This window comes from Kitasatospora sp. CB01950 (genome assembly GCF_001905465.1).
Taxonomy (GTDB): Bacteria; Actinomycetota; Actinomycetes; order Streptomycetales; family Streptomycetaceae; genus Kitasatospora.
Window position 1 is genome coordinate 141,438 of the sequence record NZ_LISX01000012.1, and the last position, 25,500, is coordinate 166,937.

The window sequence follows — 25,500 nt, forward strand, 5'->3', positions numbered from 1 at the left end:
GGGCCCGGTACGCGGCCGGTCCGCGTCTCCTTTCGGTGATGGGTCTCTGACAGGGCGTCAGAGCTGCGGCTGCTCGTCGTCCTGCTCGATCCAGCCCATGGTGCGCTCCACCGCTTTCAGCCAGTTGCGGTGCTCGCGTTCGCGGGTCGCCGCGTCCATCCGGGGCGTCCACTCGGCGGCCCGGTGCCAGTTGGCGCGCAGGGTGTCCGGCCCGTCCCAGAAGCCGACCGCCAGGCCGGCCGCGTAGGCCGCGCCGAGCGCAGTGGTCTCGGCGACGTACGGGCGCTCCACCGGGACGTCCAGGACGTCCGCGATGTTCTGCATCAGCAGATTGTTGGAGGTCATGCCGCCGTCGACCCTCAGCGCGGTCAGCGTGACACCGGAGTCCTTCTGCATGGCGTCCACCACCTCGCGGGTCTGCCAGGCGGTCGCCTCCAGCACCGCCCGCGCCAGGTGGCCCTTGGTGACGTACCTGGTCAGGCCGGTGATCACGCCGCGCGCGTCGGAACGCCAGTACGGGGCGAACAGGCCGGAGAACGCGGGCACGAAGTACGCGCCGCCGTTGTCCTCGACGGTGCCCGCCAGGGTCTCGATCTCGGCGGCCGTCGAGATGATGCCGAGCTGGTCGCGCAGCCACTGCACCAGCGAACCGGTGACCGCGATCGACCCCTCCAGCGCGTACACCGGCGGCTGCTCGCCGATCCGGTAGCCGACCGTGGTGAGCAGCCCGTGGTACGAGTTGACGATCCGCTCGCCGGTGTTCAGCAGCAGGAACGTGCCGGTGCCGTACGTCGACTTGGCCTCGCCGACGTCGAAGCAGGTCTGGCCGAACAGCGCCGCCTGCTGGTCGCCGAGCGCCGCCGCGACCGGCACGCCCGCCAGCACGCCGACCGCCTCGCCGTACACCTCGGCGGAGGAGCGGATCTGCGGCAGCATCGCCATCGGCACGCCGATCGACTCGGCGATCCGCTCGTCCCACTCCAGGGTGTGCAGGTTCATCAGCAGGGTGCGTGAGGCATTGGTGACGTCCGTGACGTGCCGGCCGCCGTGCACGCCGCCCGTCAGGTTCCAGATCACCCAGGTGTCCATGGTGCCGAACAGGATGTCCCCGGCCTCGGCGCGCTCGCGCAGACCCTCGACGTTGTCCAGCAGCCAGCGGATCTTCGGACCCGCGAAGTAGCTCGCCAGCGGCAGCCCCGTCTCCCGGCGGAACCGGTCCTGGCCGACATTGCGGCCCAGCTCCCGGCAGAGCGCCTCGGTGCGGGTGTCCTGCCAGACGATCGCGTGGTGCACCGGCTCGCCGGTGTGCCGGTCCCACAGGACGGTGGTCTCGCGCTGGTTGGTGATGCCGACCGCCCGGATGTCCTCCCGGGTCAGCCCCGCCTTCTCCAGCGCGCCCCGCACCACCGCCTGCACCCGCGTCCAGATCTCCGCCGCGTCGTGCTCCACCCAGCCCGGCTGCGGAAAGATCTGCGCATGCTCCTGCTGCTCGACGGCGACGATCCGGCCGTCCGCCCCGAACAGGATGCACCGGCTGGACGTGGTGCCCTGGTCGATCGCGGCGATGTAGCTGGCAGTCATGCGGTTCCTCGGCTCGGCTCGGGGACGGGTGGACGTCAACGGGCGCGGGGTGACTCTTCGTCAGTCCCCGTGCGCGCGGGTCCGGCAAACCACGCGAGGGGCGCGGCACGCCCGGACCCTCCAGCCGCCGTTCGACAATGTCGACCGACGTTTGGAAGCCAACAGCAGCCGGACGCCCGACGTCAAGGCGTTGTGACACGCGACGCGTTCATGATCACGCCCTGCCGTCGAACGGTCACCCGCTGCGGCCCGATCGACTGATTGCTCTTCGGTCGTGCTTTCGGTTGCTCTTCGGTCGTGCTTCGGGTTGGTCGTGATTCGGTCGTGCCTCGGGCCGGTCGTGCTTCGGGTCGGTTTTGCTGCGGCCGGTCGTGCTTCGGGTCGGTCGCGCTTCAGAACCGGTGCGCGCCGAGGTCCCGCGAGATCGCCCGGGCCGCCGTCCGCACCGACGCCACCAGCGAGGGCCGCACCGCGCCGCCCTCGCACACCGTCTCCACCGCGCCGCTCACGCACACCGCGCCCACCGGATTGCGCCGCCGGTCCTGGATCAGCGCCGCCACCGAAGCCACCCCCTCCCAGGTCTCCTCGACCGCGTCCGCCCAGCCGCGCTCCCGCACCAGCGCGCACTGCGCGTCCAGCGCCGCCGGCTCGGTCACCGTCCGGGGCGTGAACGCCTCCCACGGCCCGTCGCCCAACTCGCCGCGCGCCACCGGGTCGTACGCCAGCAGCACCTTGCCCAGCGCCGTCGCGTGCAACGGCTGCATCGAACCGACCTCCAGCACCTGCCGGGTGTCGTCCGGCCGGAACACGTGGTGCACCACCAGCACCCCCCGCTGGTGCAGCACCCCCAGGTACACCGTCTCGCCGGCCGCCCGCGCCAGGTCGTCCGCCCACACCAGCGCCCGGGCCCGCAGCTCGTGCACGTCCAGATAGCTCTGGCCGAGCCGCAACAGCTCCGCCCCCAACTGGTACTTGCCGCTGTCCGGGTCCTGCTCGACGAACCCCTCCTGCTGCAGCGTGCGCAGAATGCCGTGCGCCGTGCCCTTCGCCAACCCCAGCCCCGTCGCCACCTCCGACAGGCCGAGCCGCCGCTCCCCGCCCGCCAACAGGCGCAGGATCGCGGCCGCCCGCGACAGCGACTGGATCGCACCGGGCACCGGCCCACCTCCACTGACCACCGGTCGGCCATGCCGACCCCACCTGACGTCCTCCGACCGTACTACCCCGGCGACCCCGGAACCTCACACCGGCCTCACCCGGGCGTCACATCGGCCTCACCCGGGCGTCGCGCAGGCCTCACCCGGGCCTCACGCCGGTCTCGCGCGGGCCTCACGCCGCTGCGGCCGGATCCGCCACCCAGCCCGCCACCAGCACCAGACCCGAGGGACGGTGCACCGCCAGGAACGCGAACGGCCGGTCGAAGCGCGCCACCGCCCGACGCGCCCGGAACCGCCGGATCATCAGCCCGGCGGACCTGGTCATCGCCACCGCCGTCACCGCACCCGCCTCGAAGCCCTCCGCCGAGAACTCCGCCACCGCCACCTGCTTCGCCTGCGACACCTTCAACGGCGCGCTCCCGCTGATGCCGCGGAACCAGTCGCCGTCCTGCGCGGCCGTCCGCAGCCCGAACAGCTCCGCGCGCGCCAGCAGGTCGTGCTCGGCCCGGACCGTGAAGCCCACGGTCCGCAACTCACCGACATCGCCGGGCTTCGACGCGTCGACCGTCGCCAACTCCAGCCCCGGCCACGGCTCCCCGTCCGACAGGCCCGCCACCGGCATCCGCCACGACTCGCCCGACACCAGCCCGAACCCGGCCGCCACCACCGCCCCCGGCGCCGCACCCTCCTCGCCCAGCACCAGATGGACGTCCACCTCGCCGTCCCCGACCACCCGGACCTCCGTCACCGGGCCCGCCGAAGTCTCCGCCACCGCGATCCGCTCGTACCACTCCGCCCCGGACGCCTCCAGCATCATCAACTCCCGCCGCCCCCACGGACCTTCGGCCACCCGCCGCCGCGCCGGACGGAACGGCGCCACCCACCTGGTCCGCACCGCCACCGCCGACGCCAGCACCAGATCCGCCCCCACGACGTCCACCGGCATCCGCCGCAGCAGACCGCCGGTCCGCTCCGCCGCCCACGCGTCCAGCGCGGCCCGATCGACGTCCGGATCACCCGTCAACCGCCCCCACACCGACTCGCCCAGCTGCTCCACCCAGCCGGCCTCGACCTCGGTCCGCTCCGCCGTCCACACCCCGAGCGCCGCCGCACACCCCGGCACCCGCCGCACCGACGCCAACACCTCCCGCGCCGCCGCCGGAGCCTCCTGCGCCGACACCCCCAACGCCCCCGCCAGCTCCTCCCGCACCGGCCCGTCCGCCCCCGCCGCCAACATCCCCAACAGCGGCCACACCCCCACCGCCGTCCACACCTGCCCGCGCTCGAACCCCAACTCCCGCCCCCAGCACACCCCGAGCCCATTCACCAACCCGACCACCCGCACCTCGGACCCCTCTCTCCACTCTCTCCACCGACCACCCACCGCGCCCATCGTCCCTGCCCCCACCCGGGCTCGGCGGCATATCCGAAGGCGGGCGGCCACGCGGCGGCCGTACGGTGCAACACCTGACCGCCCACGTCCCGCTCCACTTCTCCCGCACCACCGACCGCAGCGTCCACGGCGACCTCCTGCAGAGGCTCGGCGTCTGGCGGCACGTCTGCGACTCGTACTACCTCGCCATCGACGAGACCCACGGCGCGGGCCTCGGCCGGCTTCTCGACCAGTGGCTGGAGCAGCTCGAACGGCTGCGGGTCCTCGGGCGCCCGGTCTTCCTGCCGTTCGACTTCTCCGACCGGTGCGCCGCCTGGCTGCACGTGTCGAACCGGGATGGAAGCCGGGTCGTGGAGGAGGCCGGGTGGAGCATGATCGAAGGCTGGAGCTTCCACCCGTCGGACATCGCCGAGACGGCGAGCCGGATCGACGACTTCGCACCGATCCACAACACCGACATCGAGTGCGACCTCGACGACCTCGTCGCGTCCGTCAGCCGCCGGCGCGCCGAGCTCGGAACCGCCAGGAGCACCGCCGACGGCGCAGCCTGACGATACCTCCGGCCGGGCGGACTGCCAGGGCACGCACGGCTGCTCCGCATCGGCCGGGGTCCACCCGCGTCGGAACGGCCTTCCGCGCCCGGCCAGTTGGCGGTCACCCGCCGAGCGTCGCCGCCAGTTCCGCGATCCGGTCCGGGCCCACCCGGCAGCAGCCGCCCACCAGTTGGGCGCCCGCCGCGACCCAGGACGGGGCGTCGGCGGGGTCGAAGGCGGCCGGACCCGCCCAGTCGCGGTTCGTCGCGTCCCAGTCCTCGCCGCTGTTCGGGTACGCCACCGCCGGCCGGCCCGTCACCTCCACCGCCAGCCGCACTGCCGCCGAAACCCCCTGCGGCGCACAGCAGTTGACGCCAACCGCCACCACCTCCGGCACGTCCGCCAGCAAGGCGAACGCCTCTGCCAACGGCTCACCGCCCCGCGTCAGACCGTCCGCCGCGCCGAACGAGAACCACGCCGGCAGCCCCAACTCCCGGACGCACTCCGCCAGGACGGACGCCTCCAACAGGTCCGGCACCGTCTCCACCGCCAGCACGTCCGGCCCGGCGGCCGCCAGCACCTCCAACCGGGGGCGGTGGAAAGCGGTCAACTCGGCGGCGGACAAGCCGTAATGACCCCGGTACTCGGAGCCGTCCGCCAACACCGCCCCGTACGGACCGACCGACGCCGCCACCCACCGCGTCCGGCCGTCACCCAGCTCCGCCGACACCTCCTCGGCCGCCTGGCGCGCCAACTCCACGCTCAACGTCAGCAGTCGGTCCGCCGTGGCCGCGCCGACGCCGCGCGCCGCGAAACCCACCCGACTCGCCTGGTAGCTCGCCGTGGTCGCCACCTGCGCGCCCGCCTCGAAGAACGCCCGGTGCGCCGCCACCAGCTGCCCGGGATCGTCCAGCAGCAGCCGTGCGGACCACAGCGCGTCCGACAGATCGCAGCCCTGCGCGGCCAGTTGCGCGGACAGCCCGCCGTCCAGCACCACCGGTCCGGTCGCAGTCGCTCCCGCCGCCGCCGTCGCCGCCGCGAAACCGCCGAAAGTCGTCGCCATCCCTCCAGCCTGCCGCACCGCCCGCCACCGGGCGAACCCGCGCGACCGGTCAGCCCTCGGCGGCCGGCACCGGGCGGGAGGTGACCGCGATCCGGTTGTACGCGTTGACCACCGTCGCCGCCCACGCCACGAACGCCGCCTCCGGATCGGACAGCTCCGCGCGCGCTTCACGCTGCGCCCGTGCGCCCTCTGCGTGGTCCGGAAGCCGGGTGACCGCCTCCGCGAGGGCCAGCGCGGCGTACTCACGGGGGGTGAACAGCGGGCCGGACTCCCGCCAGGCCGCCAGCAGGCCCAGCCGTTCGTCGGTCTCGCCGGCCTTCCGGGCGGCCGCGGTGTGCAGGTCCACACAGTAGGTGCAGCCGTTCAGCTGCGAGCAGCGCAGCCGTACCAGCTCCAGCAGCAGCGGTTCCAGCCCGGCCGTCGTCGCGGCCTCTTCGACGGCGGCGTGCAGGGCGTGCACGGCGGCGAAGGCCTGCGGGGCGAGTTCGATCAGCGGGAGCGGGCGGAGCGGGGGGAGCGTCCCCGTCGTCCCGGGTGCAGAAGTCTCGGTCACAGCGCGAGAGTAGAGGCCCGCGGTGGGTCCGACGGCGTCGAACCGCGCCTCGATCACCCACTCGGGAGACCCCTTGAGGAGTCGTTGACCGTGTCCCCACATCGTGTCTGAGGCCTTGGAGTTCAACGGTCCTGAACCTGACGGTCAGTCAATTCGTGGAGTATGTCACCCGGTTGGCCACACGCCCGGGAACCGGAGCACGTCCTGTCGGTAGTGTGACGTTCCGTGGCCAACCGCACCGATTGTGTGATGGCCACTCTTCGAACCCCGGCGGGCGACATCCGTCGGCCCTGTCCCTGGACCGGCGGACGCCGCCCGCAACAGACTCACCAGGAGAACCCACCATGACCAACTCCGTGCAGGCCGACCGCACCCAGAAGCGCTTCGACCTCTGGGACGTGAACGGCGACGGCCAGATCGACCGGGCCGACTGGGACGCCGAGGCCCAGCGCATCCTGCAGGCCTTCGGCGAGGTCCCGACCTCCCCGGCCGGCCGGGCGCTGACCGAGGCCTACCTCGGCATGTGGGGCTTCTTCGCCGACAAGGCCGGCATCGACGAGCAGGACGGCGCGCTCACCCCCGAGCAGTTCAACCACATCGCCGAGGAGCACATCCTGGAGAACGGCGGCGCCGGCTTCGGCCAGGTCGTCAAGCCGACCATCCAGGCCATGGTCGAGCTGGTCGACGTGGACGGCGACGGCCAGGTCAACCCGGCCGAGTTCAAGACCTGGCTGGACGCCATCGGTGTCGAGGGCGTCCAGCCCGCCGAGGCCTTCCGCCAGATCGACGCCAACGGCGACGGCCAGCTGTCCGTCGACGAGCTGGTCAGCGCCGTCCGCGCCTACCACCTGGGCGACCTCGACGTTCCGCTGCTCGGCCGCTGAGTGACGCCGCGCGGCCGGTGACGGCTCGACGCTGACGCACCCGGGCCCGGAGTGGGGAAGGCGCCCCCCGCTCCGGGCCTTCGTCGTGCGGCGGGCCTGTGCTTGGATTCAAGGGGCCGTGCGGGCCTGTGTCCTTCGGGCCGGGCGTCCTACGGGCCGGGCCTCACAGGCGCGGGACGAACCGCACCGGCAGCTCCGGTCGCAGGTCCAGCTTCTCTCCGGTCAGCAGGTGCTCGGCCGCGATCAGCACGTTGTAGTGGTTGGGGAAGTGGCAGGCGTCGAAGCCCAGCACCGTCCCCACCCGGTGCTCGCCGACGTACACCTCGTCGCCCCGGTCCAGCACCCCCGCCTTCGCGATCTCCGCGAAGCCGAGGAACCCGACCCGGTCGATCCGTGCCCCCGCCGCAGTGTCGCGCTGATCGGTCGTGACCAGCTCGTGCACCTCGCCGGCCCGCACGCAGCGGCTGGCGAACGGCTCCAGGCTCATCCCGCGGTCCGTCCGGCTGTGCAACAGCACCTTCACCAGGGTGCCCGTCACCTCCCGCTTCGGACCGTTCTCCCGTACCGCGCCCGCCGGTCGGGGCCCGCGCTGCCGGATCATCCGCGCACCTCCGCGCGCTCGGCGCGGTACGCCGCCTCGACCACCCGCAGCGCGTCCACCCCGTCCGGGCCCCGCTCGTCGTCCGTCACGTCGTCCGTCACGTCGTCCGTCGTGTCGTCCCCCGCGCCGTGGCCCGCGAGCAGCCCGGCGAACGCGGTGACGATGCCCTCGTACTCGTGCCACAGCGACTGCTTGAACCCGTCGTGCCCGGCCAGCAGGTCCGCCCGCAGCACCGATCCGTCCGCCAACTCCACTGCCACGTCCTTCAGTTCGCCCGGGTACGACCAGTCCAGCTCGATCCGGCCGCGGACCCCGCCCGCACCCGACAGTTCCAGGACCGCGTGCCGGTCCACCCCGTCCCCGTCCCGCACCACCTCTGCGGCGTCCAGGCCCATCGGCCCGGCCAGCAGCCGCAGCAGGTCGTAAGCGTTCGGGCCGTTGTCGGCGACGCAGCCGCCGCCGCAGCGCTCCGGGTCCAAGTACCAGCGGTCCCGGCCGACATGCTCCTCGATCAGCTCGAAGTACCGCGCCGTCACCGACCGCACCGGCGCCGCACCCGCCAGCGCCCGGCACAGCTCCCGGACCGCCGCGTTGTACCGCCGGTGGAACGCCGTGAACAACGGCACCCGGCGCTCCGCCGCCAGCGCCGCCAACTCCGCGCCCTCCGAGGCCCGCAGAGCCAACGGCTTCTCCACGCACACCGGCAGCCCGGCCCGCAGCGCGTCCCGGCAGATCGCCAGGTGCAGGTCGTTCGGGACGGTCACCACCACGGCGTCCAGCCCGCCCGCCGCCAGCATCGCCCGGTGGTCCGTGAAACACCCGACCCGGCCCTCGAACTCCCGCAACAGCTCGGCCTGGTGGTCGCACACCGCCGCCAAATCCACCCCCGGGACGTTCTCCAGCGCAGCCAGATAGAACCGCGAGATCACCCCGAGCCCGATCACGCCCACCCGCAGCCCGCTCACTCCGCCACCTCCACGGCGATCGGACGGACACCGAACTGCTCTGCCACAGCGGCGAGTTCCACCAGCAGCGGGGCCGCCAGCGGCACGCCGTCACGGTGCGCCTCGGCGGTCCGCCGGGCCTCGTGCCAACCCGGGTAGACGACCGGCCCGACCTGCCCCCCGGCAGGCGGACAGTCCAGCACCGTGGAGAACAACCTCCGTGCGTCCTCGGCCACTTGACCCGGGTCGCGGAGCGTCGCCGGGGCGATCGCCAGGGCGAAGAGGCCGATGTCGTCGTCCCGGCCGGTCGGGCCCCCGTCGCCGTCCAGCGCCGCCGGTTCCGGACCGAGCCCCGCACCGGGCAGCATCGCCGCCAACACCTCCACCATCAGCCCCAACCCGAACCCCTTGAACTCGGCGCCCGAACCCGACCCCAGCCACAGCAGGTGCGCCTCGCCCCGGTCGAACGCCGCCGGGTCCGTCACCGGTCGCCCGTCCTCGTCGGCCAGCCACCCCTCCGGGATCGGCCGCGCCGCCCGCGCCGCCGCCCGCACCCGGCCCGTCGGAACGGCCGTGGTGCTCATGTCCAGGACGTACGGCGGCAGTTCGCCCGCCGGAGCGGCCACGCTCCACGGGTTGGTGCCGAGCAGCGCCACCGCGCCGCCCGGCGGCCGGGCGATCCGCTGCCGCCCGCAGTTCGACGCCAGCAGGCCGATCATGCCGCGCCCGGTCACCCGCGCCGCATGGTGCCCCGCGCAGCCGAAGTGCGTCGCCCGGCGCACCGACACCAGCCCGATGCCGAACCGTGCCGCCCGCTCCGCCGCCAACTCCATGGCCGCACCCGCCTGCCAGAGCCCGAGCGCATTCCCCGCGTCCACCAGCACCGCAGCCCCCCGGTCGGCCACCACCGCCGGCTCGGCCAGCGGATCGGCCCGCCCCTCCGCCAGTAACGGCAGATACAGCCGGGTCAGATTCACCAGCCCGTGCGAATCCATCCCCGCCGCATCGCCGTAGCACAGTGCCTCGGCCGCCAACTCGGCCCGCTCGGGCGGTAGATGGTTCGCGGTGAACACGTCGGTGGTGAACCGGAGCAGCTCGGCGTACGGGACGCGAACGGTGTGGGTAGCGGCGGAGCCGGGCGCGGATGTCACGGTGCTCATGAAGGGTGCTCTCCTTGCTGTGTCGTGTGCGTGAAGTTGGCTATGTAGAAGCCAAGTTGATGGGCATTCGGGGTTTTCGGGGTGGCTACCGGCGGGCGAAGGCCACCAGCAGACGGGCCACCGCCGAGGCGAAGCCGTCGAGTTGGGCGAGGTCGGCGAACTCGCCCTCCGCGTGCGCCCGGTTGGCACCGAGGTCGCCGGGGCCGAGCACCACGGTGAACGCGTCCGGCAGGCCCGCCGTCCAGATCGCGTCGCAGGTGAACGCCGGTTCGTCGTCCGGGAGTCGGGGGATGCCGGCCTGCCGGGTCAGCAGGTCCTCGAAGGCGGGATGCCGATTGTCCAGGACGGGCAGGCCGCGCTTGAGCCAGTCGAGTCGGGTGATCCGCGCGCAGTCCGCCGCTGTCCGGGCGAACTCCGGCAGCCCGCCGAACTCCCGCCGGAACGCGGCCAATCCGGCCTCGACCGCTGCCTGCACGGTCTGCTCCGCGCGCCGGCCCGAACGGTCGTCCCGGTAGGGGAGGTTGAGCAGCAACTCGCCCGTGCCGTACACCCGGTTGTGCAGCGGACCGGTGCTCAGGCCCGCCACGCAGACCGGGTCGCGGGGAACCGGGACGGTCGTCAATTCCCGTGCCAGGAACTGGGCGAGGAATCCGAGCAGTACGGTCGCGTTGTGGCCCTCGCCCGGGCAGTCGTCGATCGCGTCCTCGCCGCGCACCCGCAGCCGGGCGGTGGCGGCGGCTGTGGCCCGGGGCAGATACCGCAGGCCGGTCGGTTCGCAGAACACGTTCAGCGCGCCCACGTACCCGGCCTCCACCAACGGGCGGGTGCCGAACGTGCCCAGCGCGCCGCCCTCTTCGCCCGAAACGGCCTGCACGAGCACCCCGACCGAACGGCCCACCAGCGGCTCCGCCGCGACCGCGGCCCGGATCCCCGCCAACAGGGCCACCGCCGGGCCCTTGGCGTCGATCGCGCCCCGCCCCGTGAACCGCCGCCCGTCGAAGCCGACCGGCTCCAGGCCGGCCACCGTGTCCAGGTGCACGTTGAACATCACCGTCGCCGACCGTGGCAGCTCCGGGCCGAGCCGCAGCACCAGGCTCGGTTGGCAGGCCAAGAAGCCCTCGTCGGCGGCCTGTTGGCGTACGGTGAGCGGCACGTCCGGCCGGTCGAGGTCCGTTGCCGAGGGAGCGCCGCGGTGCACCTCGGCCAGGCCGATCGCCTCCGCCGCCCGCGCGTAGACGTCGAGCGCCTCGGGGAGGCGCGGGGGTGGCGCGCCGGGGCCGGTCTCCAGCGGCCCGGCGGTCGGCAGGCGCAACAGGTCGAGCAGCAAGTCGCGCTCGCTCTGCCGGAGTTGGGCGTCTCGCGAGACCGTTTCGGTCGTGGTCGTGGTCGTGGTCGTGGTCGTGGTCGTGGTCGTGGTCGTGGATGTGGTGGCGGTGTCACTGTTCACGCGTCACCGCCGTCGCGCGTCCGAGCCCGCCCGGCACCGCGCGCCAGCCCACCGTGGACGGCAGGAGTTCGCGCTCCACCAGCGTGCTCAACGCCCTTCCGGCGGCGACGAATCCGCTCACTGCGGTGCCGTCGGCCGCCAGGCCCTGGTGCGGGCGGGTGGCGAGGTGCGGCTCCAGCGACCAGCCGCCGCTCCAGCCCCGGTCGAGCAGGTGGCGCAGGCTCTCCGTCAGGCGCGCCGTCCCGTCGCCGGGCAGCACGTAGGCGGTGTCCTCGCCGCCGCCCACCGCGTCCTTGATGTGCACGTGCGCGACATGGTCGGCAATCTGACGAAGCATCAGAAATCCGTCGTAGCCGTGCGGGACGCCGTTGCCCGCGTCGAAGAGCAGGCGCAGGGCCGGGCTGTCCACCGTGACGAGCAGGTCGAGTTGGCGTTCGGCCGAGGCGCCGGCCCAGCCGCTGCAGTTCTCGTGCAGCAGGGTGAGGCCGTGCTGACCGGCCAGATCGGTCAGGCGGGTCAGCCGGTCCAGTGCCCGCCGGCGCCAATCCGGCTCCGACAGGCCCGCGTTGGGGTAGGACATGACCCGGATCCGGTCGGTGCCGAGCACGGCGGCGCGGGTGGTGAGTGCGGCGAGTTCCGCCAGGTCCTGGTCGAAGTCGTCGGTGATCCGGCGGGACCAGTTGCCGATCCGGGACGCCAGGCCGGTCGCCCGGATGCCCCGGGCGGCGAGCGTCTCGGCGATCCGGCCGATCCGGTCGAGCGGCAGGTCGGCAATCCACCGGCCGTCCACCGTCCGCAACTCCAGCTCGCGCCAGCCGAGTTCGTCGAGGGCGTCGAGTTGACCGGGCAGGTTCGGGGCGGCCTCGTCGCCGATGCCGCCGAAGCCGATCGTCGGGGCGGGGCTCCGGCGCGGCGGGTCGCCGAGCGGCGGCTCCGGTGCGGGGTCCGCGGTGCGCGGGGCGGCGGCAGTCATCGGGCGGCCGCCGCGCGGCGTTGCACATCGTCGGCGGGCGCGCTGCCTGCCTGCGGGTTGCCCGCCTGCGCGGCGCGGTCCTGCGCGGCGCGGTCCTGCGCGGCGCGGTCCTGCGCGTCGCGGGTCTGTGCGTCGCGGGTCTGTGCGGCGATCGTCTTGGCCTGGTCGAGCAGCCGCACCACCTGGGAGTTGACCGCCAGGTCGGGGTGCGGGTGATGGGCGCCGGCGGCCGCGCCGCCCGCCGCGAAGTAGGCGTACACGCGATGCAGGAAGGTGCTGAGCGAGTCGTCGTGGAGCAGTTCGGTGCTCTCGCCGTTGTGGTCGATGACGGTCAGTCGGGCGTAGGCGTCGGCCTCGCTGCCGGGAAAGTGGCCGATCAGGGTGCCGTGGGCGAGTTCCAGAGTGACCCGGCGCTCCCGGACGGGGGAGGTGAGGTCGGAACGGATCCGGGTCCAGGCGCCGCTGTCGTGCTGGAGGTTGAGCCAGGCGGTGCCGAGCCGGGGGAGTACCTGCCCGCCGATCACCATGTCGGTGCCGCCCGCGCCGGTGACCCGGCCGGACCCGGCCAGCGAGAGGCAGAGGCCGAGGGAGTGCGGCAGTTCGATGTCGAACGCGGTGGGGTGGCCGCCGCCGGCCAGCGAGCGGGAGAATCGAGGTTTGCGCTGCACCACGTGGATCGTTCGCAGCGGGCCGTACGCCCCGCTCGCCAGTGCGGCGCGCAGCCGGTCGGTGAGTCGGCTGCCGAGCCACTGGGCGACCACCACCAGGTCCAGCGCGTGGCGCTCGCGGAGCTCCAGCAGTTCGTCCAACCCGGCCGCGTCGGCGGCGAACGGCTTCTCCAGCAGGATGCGCCGGTAGCCGAGCCGGCCCAGGGTGTCGAGCGCGGCGGCCCGTTCGGTCGGCGGGGTGCAGAGATGGACGACGGTGTCGGCGGGGTCGGCGAGCCGGGGGGCCTCGGCAAGGCTGACGGGCCGCAGATCGATGGTGGCGGCGGGGCGGCGGTGCGGGTCGACCGCGAGTATCGGTACGGGTGCGAACAGGTGCGCGGAATCGGCGGCCGTGCGCAGTCGGCGCAGCACCGGCAGATGGAGTCCGCTGCCCGCCCGGCCCATTCCGACGAGTAAGGTCCCGAGTCCGTTCGACATGGCGCGCCGTCCTTCCGTCCGATTCGCGGGGATCGCATCGCCGGGTATTCAACCAGCACTTCCGGCGGGGCCCACCAGAACGTCAACTCGCATATATGCCAAGCCATTCGAACGGGTGAAGGTGTCATTTGCCCGAGGTGGACGGCGATGGTCACGGCATAGATTCAACGGGGTGCCTCCGGGCGGTGCATCGGTGCGCCGGTCGTCCGAGGGTTTCTTCTCGCAGTTTCCGGGAGGGAATCGGAAAGCGCTTTCCGGTTGCCTCCCATCACCCGATCGGGGCGTTCGGAAAGCGTTTTCCGGTTACGCCCGGAGGCCTCCTGAACCACCGACACAGCACCGCCCGCTCCCGGCGGCACCGCCCCCGTCCGACCCGCTCGTCCGACCCGCCCGTCCCCGTCCGACCCGCCCGTCCCGTACTGCCGCCCCACCCGTCCGCCACCGTCCACAACCCGATGAGAGTTCCATGGGTGCCTCCTCCGGCGTCTCCTTCTTCGATCAGACCGCGACCTTCGAATCCCTCTGGCCCACCACCCGGCGCCACCTCGACGAACTGATGGACCGGGGCAAGTACTCGCACGGCCCCAAGGTCGCCGAACTGGAGGCCGCCCTCGCCGCCCGGACCGGCGCCCGCCACGTCGTCGGCGTCAACAGCGGCACCGACGCGCTGGTCCTGCTGCTGCGCGCGGCCGGCCTGCAACCCGGCGACGAGGTGATCGTCCCGACCTACACCTTCGTCGCCTCCGCGTCCGCCGTCGTCCTGGCCGGAGGCCGCCCGGTCTTCGCCGACATCGACCCGCACAGCTACAGCCTCGACCCGGCCGGCGCGGAAGCCGTCCGCACCGAACGCACCCGCATGATCATGCCGGTCCACCTGTTCCACCAACTCGCCGACCTGGACGCCCTGCTGGCCTTCGCCGACCGCCACCGGCTGACCGTCGTCGAGGACAGCGCCGAGGCCTTCGGCATGAGCTGGAACGGCGTCCACGCCGGACTGCACGGTGCCGGCGGCGTGCTGTCGTTCTTCCCCACCAAGACCCTCGGCGCGATCGGCGACGCCGGCGCCGTCCTCACCGACGACCCCGCCGTCGCCGACGCCGTCGCCGCCATGCGCCACCACGGCCGCACCGGCGCCACCGTCGACGACTTCCCCACCATCAACCGCCCCACCGAACTCCTCGGCACCAACAGCAAGATGGACGACATCCAGGCCGCCGTCCTGCTCGCCAAACTCGACCGCGTCGACCAGGCCATCGCCCGACGTGCCGAGCTCGCGGCCCGCTACACCGAGCGCCTGGTCGGCACCCCCGGACTGACCCTCCCCACCGTCGTCCCGCGCGCCGCCGCCACCAACCCCGTCTGGTACGTCTACCTGATCGAGTCCGACCACCGCGACGAACTCGCCGCGCACCTCGCCCGACACGGCGTCCAGACCGAGACCTACTACCCGACGCCACTGCACCTGCAGCCCTGCTTCGCCGAACTCGGCCACCGGCGCGGCGAGTTCCCCCATGCCGAGGCCGCTTGTGCACGCGCCCTCGCGCTGCCGCTCCACCCCGACCTCGCCGACCACGACCTGGACCTGGTCAGCGACCTGGTCCGCGGCTTCCAGCACGGAAAGCACCGATGACCACCACCGCACCCCCGCAGATCCCGTTCTTCCCGCCCGACCTCTTCGAGGACGACCGCGACCTGCTGCTGGACGTCGTCCACGAGGTCGCCACCGATCCCGCCCAACGCTTCATCCTCGGCGAACGCACCGCCCGCTTCGAGGAATTGCTGCGGACCGACCTCGGCGTCGCCGACGTCGTGGCCTGCGGCAGCGGCACCACCGCACTCACCCTCATCCTGCGCGCCATGGGCATCGGCGCAGGCGACGAGGTGATCGTCCCCGCGTTCGGCTGCGCCCCGCTCGCCAACACCGTCCTCGGCGTCGGCGCCACCCCCGTCTTCGCCGACATCGACCCGAACACCCTGGTCATCGACCCCGACGCCGCCGAGGCCCTGATCACCGCCCGCACCAAGGCGCTGATGCCCGCCCACATGTTCTCCGTGATGGCCGACATGCCGCGCCTGCGCGCCCTCGCCGACCGTCACGGCCTCCGCCTGATCGAGGACTCCGCCGTCGCCCAGGGCGCCGTCCTGGACGGCCGACCCGCCGGCACCTGGGGAGACGCCGGCCTGTTCTCGTTCGTCCAGGTGAAGTCCTTCGGCGGCCCCGGCGAAGGCGGCGTCGTGGTCACCGACGACCTCGAACTCGCCCGCACGGCAAGGATGCTGCGCAACCACGGCCAGGACGGCGTGCACCGCTTCCGGCACCACCTGATCGGCATGAACAGCCGCTTCGACGAAGTCCTCGCCGCGTTCCAGCTGCGCCGCCACCCCGGCCTGGCCCGCCGCCTCGCCCGCCGTGCCGAGATCGCCGCCCACTACACCGAACAGTTCACCCCGCTCGCCGCCGACGGCATCACCCCACCGCCACCCGGCACCAACGGCCGCTGCTACTACGTCTATTCACTGCTCGCCACCCACCGCGACCAGCTCAAGCAGCACCTCGCCGCACACGGCGTGGAGAGCCACATCTACTACCCGCGCCCCCTGCCCCGCCAGCCCGCCTTCACCGCATTCGCCCCCGCCGACGCCCACTGGCCGAACGCCGAACGCGCCGCCCGGCAGTGCCTGTCCATCCCGATCTACCCCCACCTGACGGACGCCCAGGTCGACCGCATCACCGCCGCGGTGCACTCCTTCGCGGCCGCCCCCGTACCCGCCGCCTGAACCGTCGGGCCCACCACTGCGGAAGCCTCGGAGGGCCCAACAGGACTACGGCAGGCGGCTCTTGGCAACGGCAGGACCGGCCGCACGAGCCTGCCCTAGGCTTGCAGGATCCGGACCCGGACCCGGACCCGGTCGTCGAGTTGCCAAGGATGACGCATGATCAAGCGCCGTTCCCTGCTCACCCTCGCCGGCCTGGGCGGGGCCGCCGCCCTGCTGCCGGCCTCGCCCGCTCAGGCCTCGCCCGCCTCGCCGCCGTGCCCCATCGACCTGCCCGCGCCCACCGTCGGCCGACCGGTCGGCACCACCAGCCTGCACCTGGTCGACCACAACCGGCTCGACCCGTTCGAACCCGCCTCCGGCGCACGCGAGTTGATGGTCCAGCTCTGGTACCCGGCACGCACCGTCGCCGGCCGGGCCAGAGCGCCCTACCTCACCTCGCGGGTCGCCGCCGCGATCGATCGGTACCTGTCGCTGGACCCGGGCACTCTCGCACGGCTCCGACCCGCCGCCCACCTCGACGCCCCCGCCCACCCGGGCCCCCTGCCCCTGCTGCTGCTCGGGCACGGCCGCAAGGGCGGCCGCAGCAACTGCACCGCCCTGGCAGAGGAGTTGGCCGCCCACGGCTACCTCGTCGCGGCCGTCGACCACACCCGAGACGCCACCGCCGTCGAATTCCCGGACGGCCGACTGGTGTACAGCGTCCTGTCCGACGACCCGCCGAGCTGGGACGCCGCCGACCGCCTGGAGATCGCCGCCCGGGTCGCCGACCTGCGCTTCGTCACCGACCAACTCACCAGCAGCAGAATGCCGTTCAGTGTCGACGGCCGACGGATCGGCGTGCTCGGCCACTCCATGGGCGGAGCCGCCGCCGCCGAGGCGCTGCGCCAGGACCCGCGCCTGCGGATCGGCCTCGACCTCGACGGCGGCCTGTTCGGCTCACCCGTCCCCGACCTCGGACTGGACCGGCCGTTCCTGCTGCTCACCTCGCTCCACGACCACGACACCTGGCAGCGCTGGCGCGAACACCACCACGCCTGGGGCCGCCAGTTGTACACCCGAGGCGCGGGCCACCTCAGCTTCACCGACCTGCCGCACGCCGCCGAACCCGGCCACCTCGCCGACCACCTCCCCGCCGACGCCTGCACCGCCCTCCTCGGCACCCTCACCCCGGCCCGCGCCACCGAACTCACCCGCACCTACGTGCGCGCCTTCGCCGACCACTTCCTCCGCGACCGCCCCACCCCACTCCTCGCCGGCCCGTCCCGGCGCTACCCGGAAGTCGACTTCCGATGGAGCCTGCACTGAGAACGTCCGCTGTGCCACTGCGCGCCGCGTTCCTCGCGGCGGCGACCGACGCCACGCTGGTCAACCGGCTCCGTGTGGTCGGCCGGGCCGGGGTGGGCACGGATCACGTCGAATTGGCAGCGGCAGCCCGGTACGGGGTCGCTGTCACCCATACCCCGGGTTCCAACGCGAACGCGGTCGCCGAGTTCACCCTCGCCCAACTCCTCGCCCTGACCCGAGATCTCCCGGCGTACAACGAGGCCGCGCACCGGGGCCACTGGCGCGCACCGACCGCACCGACGGTAGAGCTGTCGGAGCTGACCCTGGGCATCGTCGGGATGGGCCGGATCGGCCGGGCCTTGGCCGAGCGGGCGACCGCCCTGGGTATGGATGTCCAGGCCATTTCGCGGCACCCCGCCGAGGCCTCGGTGCCCCGGGCCCACTCCCTCGACGCACTGCTGGCGACCAGCGACGTGGTCTCCCTGCACCTACCGCTCACCGTGCAGACCCGAGGGCTGATCGGTCGGACGGAGCTGGCGCTCATGCGCCCGGGGTCGATCCTGCTCAACACCGCCCGGGGCGGAATCGTCGACGAGCAGGCGCTGGCCGATGCGCTGCGCGACCCCGCACACCCGCTCGCGGCAGCCGCCGTCGACACCTTCGAGCAGGAGCACGCCGCCTTCGCCTCGCCGCTCTTCGGTCTGCCGAACGCCCTGCTGACCCCGCATGTCGCGGGGATGAGCAGGAGCGCCGTGGCCACGGCGGCCCTGCTCTGCGCGGACCACATTGCGGCCCTGCTCGCCGACCTCCCGGACGGCGTACCCGTGGTGACCGCGTGACGGTCGTCGTCAACAGCCGCTACTGGCGGACGTTCTGAGCGCCGACCTCAACCGCCGTGTCCCGCCCGCCGGTGACGGCCGCCGCCAACTCGGTGAGCACCAGCCGGTCCGGCTTCCCCGACGCGCCCAGCGGCAGCCGGTCCAGCAACAGCAGCCGCTCCGGCCACTTGTACTTCTCCAACCCGCACAACTGGCCCAGGTAGTCGGTGAGTTCGACGAGCCCCAGCCCGCCTTCGGGTTCGCGCGGCACGGCGCAGACGCACATCCGCTCCCCGAGATCCGGGTCCGGCACCGGTACGCACACCGCCTCCACCAGCCCCGGGTGGCCCTCCAGCAGGCGTTCCACCTCCGACAGGCCGATCGACACCCCACCCCGGTTCACCATCTGCTTGATCCGCGCCACCACCCGCAACGACCCGTCCGCCTCCAGCACCCCCCGGTCGCCGGACCGCACCCACCCGCCGTCCACCCGCAGCCGCGCGTCCAACTCCGGCTCCCCGACGTGGCACAGCGGACTCATCGGCCCCCGCGCCTGCAACTCGCCCGCCACCCCCGCCGGCACCGGACGCCCGTCCGGCCCGCACACCCGGAATTCCGTCACCGCCGGATCCGGCCGACCGACCCGCAACACGTCGACGTTCGAACTCTCCCACCGGGTATGACAGTTCACCCCGTCGCTCGCCCCGTACACATTCACCACCGGACACCCGAACCGCCGCAACGCCGCCCCCAGAACGGCCGACGACAACATCGCCGAACTCGACACCACCGCCTGCAAGGACGACAAGTCCTCACCCGGGGAAGGCGGTTGCTCCGCCAGCCGGCGCAACATCGTCGGCACCGCCGCCAGCTGCGTCGGCCGCCAACGCCCCACCGCCGCCAGCGCATCCGCCGGATCGAACCGCTCCCGCAACACCACCGTCGCCCCGCACCGCACCAACGCCACCACCGCCAACGAGCCGTACGCCGTCGCCGGATGTACCAACAGCAACACCCGCGGCGGCGCCCCGTCCACCGTCCCCAACACCCGCTCCACGTAACGCCCCCGGCCCCCCGCCAGCGCATTGTGCGAGTACGCGACCAGCTTCGGTGCGGCCTCCGACCCCGACGACACCAGAATCCGCGCCGGCGCCTCCGCATCCACCGCCACCGGCGCCCAGCCCGCCCGCTCCGGCCACGGCTCCGCCTCCAGCACCACCACCTCACGCAGCCACGGCAGTTCCGGCCGCAACCCGTCCACCAGCGCCTTCCACTCCGGCACCGTCACCACCGCATCCGCCCGCGACGTCCCCAACAACGCCAACAGATCCCGCCGCCCGTGCCCCGGCACACACGGCAACACCACCCCACCCAGCGCCGCCACCGCCAGATCCACCGCCAGGCCCCGCCAATCCGCCGGCAGCTTCGTCGCCACCACCGACCCCGGACCCACCCCCCGCGCCGCCAACCCGGCCGCCAACCCCCGCACCCGCCGCGCCAGTTCGACGAACGTCACCTCACCCCCGTCGTCCACTACAGCCACCCGCCCCCCATCGACCCCCACCCGCTCCACAAACAACTCGTACAACCCGCGCCCCGGACACCACCCCCGAGCCACCCACTCCTCCCGCAACTCCCGCCCCACCCGATCCGGAAACTCCACACCCGCCACCGAGACCCACGCACCGCCCACCACAACCACTCCCATCACCGATCGATCCATCCGTCCAACCACCACTGAAAACCCACCCCGGCGCCGCGCTGTCGCCCCGCACCCTGCCGACGGCAGCCGCTCGCCAACTCCCGCCCGGCAGCACCGCGGTGAGCCGAAACGCCGCCCACCCTCCGCACCAGGTCGGAGCCCGCCGTTCCGCACCCGACTCGCTGCCTGCCGCAGCCCCACCTCCGCGAGCGCCACAGCCACCGAGACACCCTCGTGGCCCCCGAGCCCACTCACCCCGCCCCACTCCCGGGGGCGCCCCCTTCCACCTGTGCAGGAGTCCAGCCCCCGCGCACCCACCAACCTGGCCCCCTGCACCCGGCGTACACATCGCGGCCGAAACCGGCTGTCGGCACGACCTCTCCTGGGATCGGCCACTGCCGAGACCCCACGCAACCCGCGACCGCTGTGCAGCGAGCCACCTGACGTGCCGGGACGCCTGCTCGCTGCGGCAGGACGGCAGCCGCTGCGCCCCATGGAGCGCTCCACCCGCGCACGGCGTGGCCCACTCGCGCCCGAGGACGGGCCGCGGCTGACTCGTTCGCGCACCCGGCCATCCTCAACTCCCCGCCAGGAAACCGACGGTGACCTGCCGCACGGTCCGGTGTCGGTGCGGCTCCGTCGCCCCGGTCCGCTGACGGGAGACTCCAGCTCTCGCGCACCTGCCCGCGTACGGCGTGGCCCAGCTGCGCCCGAGGACGGATCGCGGCTCACTCGTGCGCGCGCCCGACAGCCCTCAACTCCCTTCCGGGAGGCCGACGGTGACCTATCGCGCGGTCCGGTGCGACCGACGGCTGTCCGAGTCGGGCCCCCGCAGGGTCCGGAAGACTCCAACCCTCGCGCACCTGCCCACGCCTGCATGCAGCACACCGGCTCGTCCATCGCCACCCGGTGCGAGATGTGCTGTCCGCAGCCTGCGCGCGACCGACCGTCCGGTGTACGTGTCGGCCTGGCCGAGCACTCATCTGTATGGGTGTCCCGCCATGGTTCGCTCGCCGCCGTTGGGACGTGACTCTCCCCGACTGCCTGAACGCGGCAGATCCGCCGCTGACCTCCGCCACGGACAACAGCACCACCTACCCGGGAACGGTCCGCCGCCCAGCCAACTCCGCACCCGCCGCTCGCCCGGGCACCGACTGGCTGCGCCAGCGCTGCGCCCAGGTGGAGACGTTGGTTCACCCGGACCGGCCAGCCGCCAACCGGCACCCTGTCGTCCCCGCGCCGGCACCGACGCGGCCCACCTGTGCGGGCGTGATGCCCACCACCACCCACCACCGCTGCGGCAACTGAGCCGCCCGCCCCGGCCGCTCGAGGACGCGGTCTCGGCCGTTGCCGAAGTGCGCCGCACGTGCCGTCGCCACCCTGCCGAGAACCGGCCCTGGGCCCGCCACCGATGTGCGCTGGGCCCGGCGTCCCGGAGCGGGCGACCAAGTGGTGTCCGGCTCCACGGGGCACCCTCTCCGCGGTGGGCGCGGAGCCACACCGCCGTGTGGGCGGCACATACGAACGCCGCACCTGCTCTCCCTTCCCGTCACGCTGCCCGCGGCTGGCACACGGCCGACCAACAGGCGTCCGAGCCCGGCCCCCACAGAGCCGGCCTGCTTCACCTGCGCGGGCACCCCACTCCGGCCCGCCCGTCACCCTTGCACCACCGCAGTCCGCGCTCCCCGCCCCGGCGGGCCGCCCAGCCGAGCCGCCGTCCCTCCCGGAACAGCCTGGTGCCGACCCGCAACCGCTGCGCGCCCAGGCACCAACTGCCCGCGCCCTCACTGCGCTTGGCCGAGCAATTCCACACCTCTCCACCCCACGCGGTCGCGCCCCGCGTTCCGGACGACACCGGACCACCGCCCTGACCCGTTGGCCGCCCAGGCCCATGGACGCCACGCCGGCGCAGCCCCGTCCGCCTACCGCCCTCCCTGCCTCGGCTTCCCGAGCGCAGCACGTCCGCTGTCGCCGAGATTCGTCGCCCGCCGCGCCACCACCCCTCCTGGAACGGCCTGGTGTCGACTCCCCACCGCTACGTGGCCAGGTGCGAGCTGCCCGCGCCTGTACCGTGTCCGACCGCACACCTCCGAGCCGGTCCGCCACCCGGGTCTGCCGTCCACTCAGGCTCCTGGGCCCCCTGCCCACCGCCCTTCCGGCCTCGGCTTCCCGAGCGCGGCACGACTGCTGTCGCCGAGATTCGTCGCCAGCTGCGCCGCCAGCCCGCCGAGGACTGCCCGTTGTCGAGGCAGCGCCCGGCTCGCAACCGCCGCGCGACCAGCGACCAGTTGCCCGTGCTCTCGCTGCACCTGGCCGAGAACCTCCACACCTGTCCACCTCATGCGACTGCGCGCCGCGCTCTTGCCGGTGCTCGCCGGCCGTGCCGGTCTGCCGTCCGCTCACGCCCGTGGACGCCACGCCGGCGCAGCCCCGTTCACCTACCGCCCTCCCTGCCTCGGCTTCCCGAGCGCGACACGCCTGCTGGCGTCGAGGTTCGTCCTCTGGAACGCCACCGCGTCGCCGAGGACTGGCCGTTGCTGAGGCAGCGTCCGGCCCGCAACCGCTGCGCAGCCAGACACCCACCGCCCGCGCCCCCGCTGCGCCACGCCTGTCCACTTCATGCAACTGCGCGCCGCGCTCCGGCCGACATCGGCACGCCGTCCGGGTTCGCCGTCCGGTCGGTCCCATGGACGCCACGTCGGTGCGGCCTCGTCTGCGTGCAGCTCTCCCCGCCTCGGCTTCCCGAGTGCGGCACGTCTGCTGTCGTCGGGGTTCGTCGGCTGACGCGCCACCATCCCGCCGGGGACTGCCCGTTGCTGAGGCAGAGCCCAGTCGGCTACCGCCGCGTGACCAGGCCCCGGTTGCCCGCGCTGTCGTCGTGTCCGGCCGCACACCTCCGAACCGTTCCGTTCTGGCCGGTCGTGCGCCGCGCTCCGGCCTGCACCGGCGCGCCGTGCGGGTCTGCCGTCCGGTCGGGCCCATGGGCGCCACATTGGTGCGGCCTCGTCTGCGTGCGGCCCTCCCTGCCTCGGTTTCCCGAGTGCGGCACGTCCGCCGTCGTCGAGGTTCGTCGCCCGACGCGCCACCATCCCGCCGGCGACTGCCCGTTGCTGAGGCATCGCCCAGTCGGCTACCGCCGTGCGACCAGGCCCCGGTTGCCCGCGCTGTCGTCGCGTCCGGCCGCACACCTCCGAACCGGTTCGCTCCATGCGGTCGCGCGCCGCGCTCCTGCGGACACCGGTCCGCCACCCAGGTCTGCCGTCTGCTCAGGCTCCTGGGCCCCGCACCGGCGCTGCCTCGTCTGCCTACCGGCTCTCCTGTCTCGGCGGTGTGAGTACGGCACGTCCGCTGCCGTCGAGGTTCGTCGCCTGAAGCGCCACCACCCCACCGAGGACCGCCCGGCTCGCAACCGCCACGCGACCAGACACCAACTGCCTGCACCCTCGCTGCGCCTGGCCGAGAACCCCCACACCTGTCGACCTCATGCGACTGTGCGCCGCGCTCCTGTGCCGCACCGATCCGCCGTCCGCTCAGGTTCTTGGGCACCGCACCGGCGTTCTGAGTGCGGAACGCCTGCCGTTGTCGAGGTTGGTCGCCTGCGGCGCCATCGCGCTGCCGGGGACTGGCCGTTGCCGAGGCAGCGCCCGGTCCGCAGCCGCCACGCGACCAGACGCCAATTGCCCCCGTCGTCGCCGTGCCCGGCCCCATACCTCCGAACCGGTCCGCTCCATCCGGCCGTACGCCGCGGTCCTGCCGACACCGGCCCACCGTCCCGGTCCACCGCCCGCTCACGCCCGTGGTTCCCGCCCCGGCACGGTTTCGTCCGCCTGCCCGAACGCGGCACGGCTGCTGCCGAGTTCCAGTGCCGCCAGCCCCCGTCCAGCCACCGCCCGATGCCAGGGCGCCGATCCACCCGCAACCGCCGCGCTGCCAGGCCCCAGCCGCCCGTGCCATCGCCGCGCCCGACCGGCGATTTCCGTGCCGGCCCATCCCGGCCGGGCACCTGGTGGCCCCCGGCGATGGCGGCACCTCGTCGCCCCCACCCGAACGCCGACCAGCCGTACAAGCACGCCGTCCTTTCCCGGCCTTGGACTTCTCACAGCCGTGGCCCCGCCTGCTTACCACCGGCCCGGTCGCAGCCCCGCGCGCCCCGCTACCCGCCCCGGCGGCCCAATCACGGAACCTCGGCCGTCGGCGGACTCCGCCACACGAAGTGCCACCACCCCGCCGCGAACCGGCCTCTGCCAAGTGACCGCGCCGCCGTTCGCCACCACCACACGGTGGGTCGGCCGGCGCTCCCGGCACCCCGGGACGGTCGCTCGGGCGGCGGTCCGCTCCGAGCGGCACGCTCGCTGCGCCAGGAGCAGAGCCACTGCGCCGTTCGCGCCCAACGGGAGAAGCACACCAACGCCGGACGCCCGCCCGACCCCCGTCACGCCGTCCGCCACCGCTGCGCAACCAGCCGCCCAGCACACCTGCCCGGGTCTCGCAGCGGCGACCCGCATCCCGCCCCGGTCCGCCCTTCACCGTCACAGCACCCCGATCCTCACGCCTCGCCCAGGCCGACCGAGTACGGGACGTCCGCCGATCGCCAGCAGTGCCGCCACAACTTCGGGCACCGCCCGCTACCTGGGCACCGCGCCGCCCGCAACCACCGCGCGGCGGAACACCAACTGCCCCAGCCCTCGCCGTGCCCGGCAGATGGCCACCTCCGCACCAGCCGACAACCTCCGGCCGACCACCACACTCCCGCCGACGCCGGGCTGCCCCGCAGGTCCGCCGCCCGCTCAGTCCCCTGAACCCGCTACCGACCCGGCCCGCGCTGCCCGTCCCCGGCACGGTCGCGGCACCCCACCGGTAACCCCTGCGCGGTCCGGCACCAACTGCTCCCGCCCCTGCACCCTGCGGCCGACCCTGATCTGTCCCGCAGGCCTTCCGCCCGTTCAGGCACCTGGACGCGCGGCCTTCTCCTCCGGTCCCCATTGCGGACGCAGCGTCACACCCCACGCTCCGCACCCAGGGGAACTGAACACGGCAGCACGCCGGGCACCGCCGAGCCCCATCGCCCTTCCACGTACCGCCTGTCGGCAAGGCCGCGCCCCACCGGCAACCACTGTTCGACCGAACATCTCTCCGTCGGCCCACGCCGCCCGCCCTACCACCGCACTCCCGCCGACGCCGGCCTGTCCCGCAGGTCCGCTGTCCGCTCAGTCGCCGAAACCCCCCACCGACGTGGCCCGCGCCGTCCGCCACCAGCGCGGTCGCGGCACCGCGATCCACCCTTCCCGCCCGGCCTGCCCGAACGCGGCACGCCTGCCGCCGCCGACCCCCAACAGCGCCCCCACTTCTCAAGACACCGCCTGCCGTCAGTGCCTCACCCTGCCTGCCACCGCCACCGCCACCGCCACCGCCACCGCCACACGCCCGTGCACCGGACGACACCCCAGCCGCACCCGGCCGAACACCGCCCCGCCCGCCTGTCCA

The 25,500-nt window shown here is 73.6% G+C and carries 19 protein-coding genes; 7 read left to right on the forward strand and 12 right to left on the reverse strand.

Translation table 11 applies throughout. The annotated features are described in order from the left end of the window. Positions 1 to 57 precede the first annotated feature (57 nt). The 3 genes from glpK to AMK19_RS38250 form a co-directional block, all read right to left on the reverse strand. On the reverse strand, positions 58 to 1,581 hold the full coding sequence (glpK, locus tag AMK19_RS26590) for a glycerol kinase GlpK (protein ID WP_073816003.1): 1,524 nt from the start codon (positions 1,579 to 1,581) through the stop codon (positions 58 to 60). Positions 1,582 to 1,973: 392 nt separating this feature from the next. Beyond that, a complete protein-coding gene (locus AMK19_RS26595; protein WP_073816005.1) occupies positions 1,974 to 2,738 on the reverse strand; it encodes an IclR family transcriptional regulator in 765 nt (254 codons plus the stop codon). A 172-nt stretch (positions 2,739 to 2,910) separates the two neighbouring features. Beyond that, the gene (locus tag AMK19_RS38250; RefSeq protein ID WP_274537001.1) at positions 2,911 to 4,065 is read right to left on the reverse strand and encodes a serpin family protein; all 1,155 of its coding nucleotides are present in this window, start codon (positions 4,063 to 4,065) and stop codon (positions 2,911 to 2,913) included. Between the two features lie 131 nt (positions 4,066 to 4,196). On the opposite strand from AMK19_RS38250, the gene AMK19_RS26605 reads away from it, so the two are divergent. Continuing rightward, complete coding sequence (locus AMK19_RS26605; protein ID WP_073816010.1) at positions 4,197 to 4,682, forward strand: hypothetical protein; 486 nt, start codon at positions 4,197 to 4,199, stop codon at positions 4,680 to 4,682. Between the two features lie 103 nt (positions 4,683 to 4,785). Here AMK19_RS26605 and mmuM read toward each other — a convergent pair whose 3' ends face one another. Continuing rightward, a complete protein-coding gene (gene mmuM / locus AMK19_RS26610; protein WP_073816013.1) occupies positions 4,786 to 5,727 on the reverse strand; it encodes a homocysteine S-methyltransferase in 942 nt (313 codons plus the stop codon). A gap of 49 nt (positions 5,728 to 5,776) precedes the next feature. Then, positions 5,777 to 6,280 carry a carboxymuconolactone decarboxylase family protein gene (locus tag AMK19_RS26615; protein WP_241844598.1) on the reverse strand — a complete coding sequence of 168 codons (504 nt, stop codon included), beginning with the start codon at positions 6,278 to 6,280 and terminating at the stop codon, positions 5,777 to 5,779. Positions 6,281 to 6,624: 344 nt separating this feature from the next. On the opposite strand from AMK19_RS26615, the gene AMK19_RS26620 reads away from it, so the two are divergent. Beyond that, positions 6,625 to 7,164, forward strand: a complete 540-nt coding sequence (locus AMK19_RS26620) for an EF-hand domain-containing protein (protein WP_073816015.1) — start codon at positions 6,625 to 6,627, stop codon at positions 7,162 to 7,164. A 163-nt stretch (positions 7,165 to 7,327) separates the two neighbouring features. Here AMK19_RS26620 and AMK19_RS26625 read toward each other — a convergent pair whose 3' ends face one another. The 6 genes from AMK19_RS26625 to AMK19_RS26650 form a co-directional block, all read right to left on the reverse strand. Further along, the gene (locus tag AMK19_RS26625; protein ID WP_073816018.1) at positions 7,328 to 7,765 is read right to left on the reverse strand and encodes a DUF6917 domain-containing protein; all 438 of its coding nucleotides are present in this window, start codon (positions 7,763 to 7,765) and stop codon (positions 7,328 to 7,330) included. Beyond that, a complete protein-coding gene (locus tag AMK19_RS38255; RefSeq protein WP_073816020.1) occupies positions 7,762 to 8,730 on the reverse strand; it encodes a Gfo/Idh/MocA family protein in 969 nt (322 codons plus the stop codon). The genes AMK19_RS26625 and AMK19_RS38255 overlap by 4 nt, the downstream gene beginning before the upstream one ends. Further along, on the reverse strand, positions 8,727 to 9,869 hold the full coding sequence (locus AMK19_RS26635; protein WP_073816022.1) for an Ldh family oxidoreductase: 1,143 nt from the start codon (positions 9,867 to 9,869) through the stop codon (positions 8,727 to 8,729). Before AMK19_RS26635 ends, AMK19_RS38255 begins: the two co-directional genes overlap by 4 nt. An 85-nt stretch (positions 9,870 to 9,954) precedes the next feature. Next, positions 9,955 to 11,316: a M20/M25/M40 family metallo-hydrolase gene (locus AMK19_RS26640; protein WP_083647381.1), complete on the reverse strand. Its 1,362-nt coding sequence runs from the start codon at positions 11,314 to 11,316 to the stop codon at positions 9,955 to 9,957. Next, positions 11,306 to 12,289, reverse strand: coding sequence for a sugar phosphate isomerase/epimerase family protein (locus AMK19_RS26645; RefSeq protein ID WP_073816025.1), 984 nt, complete (start codon positions 12,287 to 12,289; stop codon positions 11,306 to 11,308). Before AMK19_RS26645 ends, AMK19_RS26640 begins: the two co-directional genes overlap by 11 nt. Continuing rightward, the gene (locus AMK19_RS26650) at positions 12,286 to 13,401 is read right to left on the reverse strand and encodes a hypothetical protein (protein ID WP_073816027.1); all 1,116 of its coding nucleotides are present in this window, start codon (positions 13,399 to 13,401) and stop codon (positions 12,286 to 12,288) included. The genes AMK19_RS26645 and AMK19_RS26650 overlap by 4 nt, the downstream gene beginning before the upstream one ends. A 499-nt stretch (positions 13,402 to 13,900) precedes the next feature. Between AMK19_RS26650 and AMK19_RS26655 the strand changes: the two genes are divergently transcribed. The 4 genes from AMK19_RS26655 to AMK19_RS26670 all read left to right on the forward strand — a co-directional run bounded on the left by AMK19_RS26655 (position 13,901) and on the right by AMK19_RS26670 (position 18,335). Further along, positions 13,901 to 15,064, forward strand: coding sequence for a DegT/DnrJ/EryC1/StrS family aminotransferase (locus tag AMK19_RS26655; RefSeq protein WP_073816030.1), 1,164 nt, complete (start codon positions 13,901 to 13,903; stop codon positions 15,062 to 15,064). After that, a complete protein-coding gene (locus AMK19_RS26660) occupies positions 15,061 to 16,212 on the forward strand; it encodes a DegT/DnrJ/EryC1/StrS family aminotransferase (RefSeq protein WP_073816033.1) in 1,152 nt (383 codons plus the stop codon). Before AMK19_RS26655 ends, AMK19_RS26660 begins: the two co-directional genes overlap by 4 nt. Positions 16,213 to 16,368: 156 nt before the next feature. After that, positions 16,369 to 17,517, forward strand: a complete 1,149-nt coding sequence (locus AMK19_RS35475; protein WP_073816037.1) for an alpha/beta hydrolase — start codon at positions 16,369 to 16,371, stop codon at positions 17,515 to 17,517. 11 nt (positions 17,518 to 17,528) lie between these two features. After that, complete coding sequence (locus AMK19_RS26670) at positions 17,529 to 18,335, forward strand: NAD(P)-dependent oxidoreductase (RefSeq protein ID WP_241844599.1); 807 nt, start codon at positions 17,529 to 17,531, stop codon at positions 18,333 to 18,335. Between the two features lie 19 nt (positions 18,336 to 18,354). On the opposite strand, the gene AMK19_RS26675 is transcribed toward AMK19_RS26670, so the two are convergent. Beyond that, positions 18,355 to 20,037: an AMP-binding protein gene (locus AMK19_RS26675; protein ID WP_073816040.1), complete on the reverse strand. Its 1,683-nt coding sequence runs from the start codon at positions 20,035 to 20,037 to the stop codon at positions 18,355 to 18,357. A 1,005-nt stretch (positions 20,038 to 21,042) separates the two neighbouring features. Between AMK19_RS26675 and AMK19_RS35480 the strand changes: the two genes are divergently transcribed. Then, positions 21,043 to 21,324 carry a hypothetical protein gene (locus AMK19_RS35480; RefSeq protein ID WP_143200409.1) on the forward strand — a complete coding sequence of 94 codons (282 nt, stop codon included), beginning with the start codon at positions 21,043 to 21,045 and terminating at the stop codon, positions 21,322 to 21,324. Positions 21,325 to 25,500: the final 4,176 nt, after the last annotated feature.